The organism is Parabacteroides sp. 20_3 (assembly GCF_964238835.1).
In the GTDB taxonomy this organism is placed as follows: domain Bacteria; phylum Bacteroidota; class Bacteroidia; order Bacteroidales; family Tannerellaceae; genus Parabacteroides; species Parabacteroides distasonis.
Genome location: NZ_CAXSNO010000020.1, coordinates 1 through 6,697, shown reverse-complemented (window position 1 = coordinate 6,697; position 6,697 = coordinate 1). Strand labels below are relative to the sequence as shown.

Annotated in this window: 4 protein-coding genes; all 4 read right to left on the bottom strand. The window is 43.9% G+C overall.

Going from position 1 to position 6,697, the window contains the following annotated elements; genetic code table 11:
- On the bottom strand, nt 1-248 hold a 248-nt coding region (locus ACESPU_RS21600; RefSeq protein ID WP_010185989.1), incomplete at its 3' end, for a hypothetical protein.
- 126 nt (nt 249-374) lie between these two features.
- A complete protein-coding gene (locus ACESPU_RS21595; protein ID WP_009276901.1) occupies nt 375-1,916 on the bottom strand; it encodes a RagB/SusD family nutrient uptake outer membrane protein in 1,542 nt (513 codons plus the stop codon).
- A gap of 14 nt (nt 1,917-1,930) precedes the next feature.
- The gene (locus ACESPU_RS21590; RefSeq protein WP_009276900.1) at nt 1,931-5,095 is read right to left on the bottom strand and encodes a TonB-dependent receptor; all 3,165 of its coding nucleotides are present in this window, start codon (nt 5,093-5,095) and stop codon (nt 1,931-1,933) included.
- Between the two features lie 238 nt (nt 5,096-5,333).
- A complete protein-coding gene (locus tag ACESPU_RS21585; protein WP_229036892.1) occupies nt 5,334-6,512 on the bottom strand; it encodes an IS4 family transposase in 1,179 nt (392 codons plus the stop codon).
- Nucleotides 6,513-6,697: the final 185 nt, after the last annotated feature.

Sequence of the window (6,697 nt, the reverse complement as noted above, 5' to 3'; positions counted from 1 at the left end):
TTATAGTCCGTGATGTCTCCAATCGGCATATAGGCGTATATAAAGGTTAACGCCTCCCTCTCTTCGGGAGTCATTTGATCGTTAAATACTGCGAAAAGGTCTCCGTTAGGCAGGGCGGCCTGTTTCGCTTGGAAATCGTTCTCAACCTCAGCTCGGTAAGCGGTGTCGGTGATAAAATGTTGTTGGTTGTTACAGCTCGTCCATACGAGTAATGTAAACAACAGTGCGAATAGATGTTTTTTGTTCATAAAGCGGATATGTATATTCGACAAAAGTAGTTATTCTACATATAATATGAAATTTATCTAAAAAAACCGGAAGGATTCATATCCGACCGGTTTTTCTTTTACTTGCGGTTTGTCCATTCGAAAGGATCAATATCCATTGTTTTGAACAAGAGCTCCTTTAGAAAGGTCGATTTCAGTTAGAGGAATAGCCCATAGATAATCCCTATTCGGATTAAAGTTCCTTTGCTCTATGAATACGTGCTTTCCGTCTACTAATTTCCCGTATACAGGCTTCTTCACGTCAGCCTCTGTTGTTTTCCAGCTGCGTGAGTCAAACAGGTGGATTCCTTCGAACGTGAACTCCAAACGTCTTTCCAAGCGGATAGCCTCACGCATTTGCTCTTTGCTTAATCCATCCGGGAGGGGAGGAAGCTCTACACTGGGGCGTTGGCGAACCTGGTTGATTGCGGCATATACTGATTTGTCAGGCCCTTTTAGCTCATTCTGAGCCTCGGCGTATGTTAATAGGATATCGGCATAACGGATGTAAATGAAATTTGTCCAGCCATACTCATTGTTGCCGTCATTTTTGGGGTTGACATATTTTCGCATGCTATAGCCCGTGCGAGTAGCGTTTCCGTTACCCATGCCATTTGAATCGTATGTTTTCCCTGCCAATTCCTGTCCATCCCAAAGGATCGAGTACGCTAGGCGAGGATCGCGGTTCTCGAAAGGTTTCGCCGGATCATAAAGTTTGGATTCCTTAATGGATTTCCCATCTACGCAAGGATAAGCGTCTATTAGGTCTTGCGTTGGTGACAAGGCTTCCCATCCACCCATCATTAGGGGACCGAAGTATTGGTCGATCAAGCTTCCGATCGTAGAGTTATATGCGTTTTGTACATATTGGCGGTCAAAGATGACTTCCTTGTTATTCTCATACTCCGGTAAGAACAGGTTCTCGTAATTCTCGAATAATCCGTAAACCCCAAGATCCATAACCTCCTTGGCAGCTTTAGCGGCGGTTTCGTATTTATGGAAATAAATGCTCATTTTGGCTTTTAGCGCTAATGCGGCTCCTTTGGTAGCACGCCCTATCTCGCTGGACTCGGTCCGTTTTTCTGGCAGTACTTCCGCTGCTTTGTCCAGCTCCTTTACGATAAACTCATACACTTCCTCTTCCGTGTTACGTGCTGGGATAGGTTCGTTTAGCTCAAGTGCATGTGTCAAGATAGGCACGCCGCCGAAATATTTCACCAACGTTGAATAGAAGAAGGCTCGTAAAAAAGTAATCTCTCCCGTAAGGATGGTTTTCTTGCCTTCGTCCATTTCCACCTGTTCGATGTTTGCCATGTAGACCTCGCATCGGCAGATACCGTCGTAGGCCCTCTGCCATACTTGTTTGAAGTGAGGGTTGGAGGCAGTCGCTGTTCCTGCGGATAACTGTCCTTGTTCGGCACCTACGTGTACCGGTACGGCGTTATCCGTATAGCAATCGGTCATGATGATATGGTTTTCCGGGGCGATTAGATATCGGTAAGTCCCCGTTGTGTATTGAGTTGCGTCTTGGGCATCTTTCCAGAAAGAGACATCAGACAATTGATCTTTCGGGGCACGATCCAGAAAACCGTCATTACAGCTAGTTCCCGCTAATAATACGAGTGATACTAAATAATATTTAAGTTTCATAATTGCTTAATTTTTTAGAATGATAGATTAACACCAAATGAATAGTTCCTTGTTAAAGGATAATAGCTACCTCCGCGGCTCAGCTCTGTGGAAGCTTGATTGTTGAAGTCGTAGGCCGCTTCGGGGTCTGCCCCGTCAAATCCTGTGATCGTGAATAAGTTGTCCGCGCTGAAATAGAAGCGTAAGCGACTGATTCCCGAGTTTGCCAATAACTTAGACGGAATGGTGTAGCCAATCTGTAGGTTTCTCATCTTTACGTATGCTGCGTTTTGCATCCAGAATGTTGATGTCTGCCAGTTCTTATTCGAATTTCTCATAGACAAGCGAGGATATGTGGCATCCGGGTTCTCCGGAGTCCAACGGTCCAAATGGGCTTCTGTTACTTTGCCTCCATTATAGAATGCCCTGCTGATCTCGGCCTTTACGATTCCATCTACCATCCCCGCTCCTTGCAGCAATGTGGAGAAATCGAAATTCTTATAATTAAATCCTAGGTTTAACCCAAAGTTCAATTTCGGGAAATAGTTACCAAGTGACTTACGATCTTTCTCATCGATGACCTTATCGCCGTTCAAGTCGGCGTATTTCAAGTCTCCGGGTACCGGAGTTCCCATGACTTGCTTGGGATGAGCGTCAATCTCGGCTTGATTTTGGAAAATACCCTCGCAAACATATCCATAGATATTATTGATCGGATCTCCAACGGAACGTCCCGGTATATCACCACCACTTAGATCTGTGATCTCATTGTGTACGTAACTTATGTTGAATGTCGCGTGATAATTGAAATCACGGATATTGTTGTTGTGCCTAAGAGACAACTCGACACCTGTATTCCTTACTTTACCTGCGTTTTGCATAGGAGCGTCAACACCTACAATCTCAGGGATCGGCAGGCTCAGTAAGATGTCACTTGTGTTTTTCAAGAAGAAGTCACCCGTGAATGAGAGCTTGCCATTCAAGAAATCCGCGTCAACACCCACATCGACTTGACTGGTAGTTTCCCATGTTATATTCTTGTTGGCCATTGTCGGCGTGATAGAGATTCCCGGGGTTAACACGTTATTATAGCTATAGTCATAGCCAAACGCATAGGTGTTATAAAATGCGTAATTGCCGATCTCTTGGTTTCCTAACTGTCCCCAAGAGGCGCGTAGTTTTAGGTTATCTACCCAAGAGGCTTTGAAGAAATCCTCTTCCGAGATTCTCCAGCCGGCCGAGAAAGAGGGGAAAGCTCCGAATCGGCTGTTTTTAGGGAATCTGGAAGTTCCGTCATAACGGATGTTGCCCTCCAGTAAGTACCGATCGTCGAACGAGTAATTAATACGTCCGAAGGCCGATCGGAGCGCATATTCCACCAAGTTACCTTGAGTCTCCTGCGTAGTCACGTTTCCGGCGTTGATCTCTCCTAAGCTGTTGCTGGAAGGCAGGTCTTTACGTAAAGCCGATACATATCGATATTGGTTATATAGTTGAGAGTATCCGGCTAAAGCCTTGATGCCATGCTTTCCAAAAGTCTTCTCGTAATTCAAGTAGGCTTGCAGATTGATTTCCAGCATCTTCTTGTCATAGTTTTGCGCCATGTTCCGAGTTGTCTTGATCGGGTTCTTGGAATCTGCGCTATAGAAATTGATACTTCTGGAGAAGACATGTTGATCCAATAAGTTGAATATCGCTCCGGCATTACCGCGAAGGGTCAGCCCTTCGATAATCTTATATACGAAAGATGCGCTTCCTTGGAAGTTGTTGTTGTATATTCGGCTTAAACCTCCTTCTCTAGCGGTAGCCACGGAGTTATGCTCATTCTTGAAAAGCCCGTATTGTCCGTTTTGGAATTGAATCGGTGTTACTGGTGTCTCGCGGAACGCGTAGTGTATGATATTGGAAGCTCCATCCCCTGTCCTGCCCAAATTGGAAATACCTATCGCGGGTTCTGCTTGGCGATCCCGATAGGCAGCCATGTTCAAAGAGAAGTCGAGACGGTCGTTGACCTTTGCGTCAAGGTTGGCTCGAACGTTAAACTTATTGTAATTCATGTTCGGTATCAAACCTTTTTTATCGTGGAAACCAAAGGATACAGAATAACGGATCGCCTCAGAACCTCCCGTTACATTTAGATGATGATTATGAAACAACCCGTTTTCGCTTAGTAGGGTTCCCAGCCAATCGCTATTGGCAAAATGGTCGGGATCGCTTCCATCTTGGAACTTTTTCAGGGCTGTTTCGTCATAAGGCTTAGGCATATTGTCATTCGCATATGCCTCATTTAATAGTGTCGCATATCCGTACGAGTCCAAGTACTTGGGAAGACGGGTAGCGGATTGCCAGCCAACGTATCCGTTATAGGAGACGTTGGTCTTGCCTGCGGCTCCCTTCTTGGTCGTTACCAAGATTACGCCATTTGCGGCACGCACACCGTAGATAGACGAGGCCGCTGCGTCTTTCAATATAGAGATGTCTTGTATATCATTGGGGTCTACGCTGTTTAGGCTCGACTCTACCCCGTCTATGATAACCATAGCCTCGGCCTTTCCAAGAGTTCCCACGCCACGTACGCGTAAAGAACCGGCGTCAGCGCCCGGCTGTCCTGTATTCTGGATGATCGTTACGCCGGAAACTTGTCCGGTCATCATATTCACCGCATTGGAGGTTGTTCGGTTCTCCATCATGTCAGCCTTGATATTACTGATAGCACCGGTCAGGTTCACTTTCTTTTGTGTTCCATAGCCGACTACTACCACCTCATCTAAGTTTTGTGTGTCTTCTGTCAATTGAATGTTTAATACAGATTGACTGGCTATTTGAATCTTCTTTTCGATATATCCGATATAAGAAATTCGTAAGGTCGCTCTGGTATTTACTTCCAGCACGAATTTCCCGTCGAAATCTGTGATCGTTCCATTAGTCGTTCCATCTTCTACCACATTGGCGCCGATGATCGGTATTCCGCTGGAGTCTGTGATCGTTCCGCTTACCCGTTTTGTTTGTTGCTGGATAAGCGTGCCAGCCTTCATCCGGCTGTTGGAAGAGATAGCGGCTTTTGCCGCAAGATCGTTTGGGAAAGCAACTCCAGTACACAAGAAAAGGCAAAGACATAGTGTAGCTTTTTTTTTGTGTGTCTGTTTGTCAGCAGAGTTCCTGCTGTCGTCTTTAGGCAATAGAAACAATGTTTGTTTCATGACTTTTAGTTTTTTATATTAATAATGTTTCAAAGAGTTAACAAAGATGACTTCTTGTGTTTTTTGTAATGTTTTTCCGTATTTGGAAATTTCTTTTCCATATATGGAATTCCTGTTCATTTTCCAAAGGAAAAATAGATGAATTTATTACTGGGATGTTGTATGTTTTGTTAATAAATGTTTTTTTTGTTTTATAACATATTGTATGCGGCCACGGTAATGTTTTTATCCGGATCCACTACTGTCCAAAGAAATTTTCCCATAAGGTCAACTGACCATCATCGGAGTCATTCTGAGGACGTTTGGGTTTAACAAATAGTTCACCTAAAGGTTTCCTTTCAAAGAGGACTTTACCAATGGCAGCGGATAATATATAAAGATTTTGATCAATATGATATACTTTCTTAGCAATGGCAAGCAGCAGATAATCGCATATGGCAATCCAAATCTGCGAGAATACAGCATTTTGGCTCGTTCCGTAGAACGACTTGATATGCAGTCGCTGTTTGACCCATTTGAAGAAACATTCCACTTGCCAGCGCTCTCTATAGAGTTCCGCTATAGTCAGGTAGGAATGAGTGAAATCGTTGCTCAGAAATCTATAAATGTTTCCGGTAGCATAATCCTCATAAATAACCATGCGGAGTGTGTCTGGATACCATTGGGAGGTTTTCTGTCCAGTAAGCCTAATAGTGGAATCACTCACAACTCCAGTCTGCTTGTCTACGGGGCGTTCCTCCAGCACTTCATATTTCATATTATCCTTGGCTCTTGTTACAAAGAACGCTTGCTGACGATGAGAGTGATTAAACAACTGCTTGAAATCGATGTAGCCTTTGTCCATGAGATAATAGCTTCCTGGTTCTACAGGAATCAAACTCATTGTTTTAGAGTCATGGATGGCAGCCTCTGTCAGATAGATGAATGTTGGTATGGAACCACGCAGATCCAACAGCGTATGCATCTTTACACCGCCTTTGTCATGATGCAGACGAGCCCATGGACAAAGCTGAAGGCACAACTTGATAGTGCTGCTATCAAAGGCGTACACGATACCGTCCACGTCAAGACGGGAAGGCTCATTTTGGTACAGTTCTCTTGCCCAAGCAATCAGAATCTGACCGAAATCATGATATATACGCCAATCCTTGGTCTCATTGATATGGGCCAAAGTGGAACGTTGGATATACTTTATTCCGCTCGAATAGAGTTTGGAAGAGAGTGCAACCAGCGTTGCATCAATGCTGCGGAGACTAACTTGGTCAGTGAACTGCGCAAAGCTCATCACCATAAACTGGTCTCTGCATTTGAACTCGATGGCATGTCTATTGCCATTGTATCTCTTTACGCACTTGTCGAATTCATATCTTGGTATGAGCGACATGATCTGAGCGAATATGGTCTTTCCTTGATTCATGATTTCGGTCTCTTGCAATACAATTTGCAAAAGAACAAAATCAAATCTCGAAAAAATCAAATTTGTATAACTAATTGAATATAGCCAATTTAAACCATGTCCAAGATTTTTTCTTTGGACAGTAGTGATCCGGATCGTTTTTTTTTCTGTAGAAAGTTGTCGAACTTTGTGTTTTTAATTATCAT

What these genes read in the sequence shown, in the direction of transcription:
- ACESPU_RS21595 (WP_009276901.1), bottom strand. Translation starts at nt 1,916, where the DNA reads ATGAAACTTAAATATTATTTAGTATCACTCGTATTATTAGCGGGAACT.
- ACESPU_RS21590 (WP_009276900.1), bottom strand. Translation starts at nt 5,095, where the DNA reads ATGAAACAAACATTGTTTCTATTGCCTAAAGACGACAGCAGGAACTCT.
- ACESPU_RS21585 (WP_229036892.1), bottom strand. Translation starts at nt 6,512, where the DNA reads ATGAATCAAGGAAAGACCATATTCGCTCAGATCATGTCGCTCATACCA.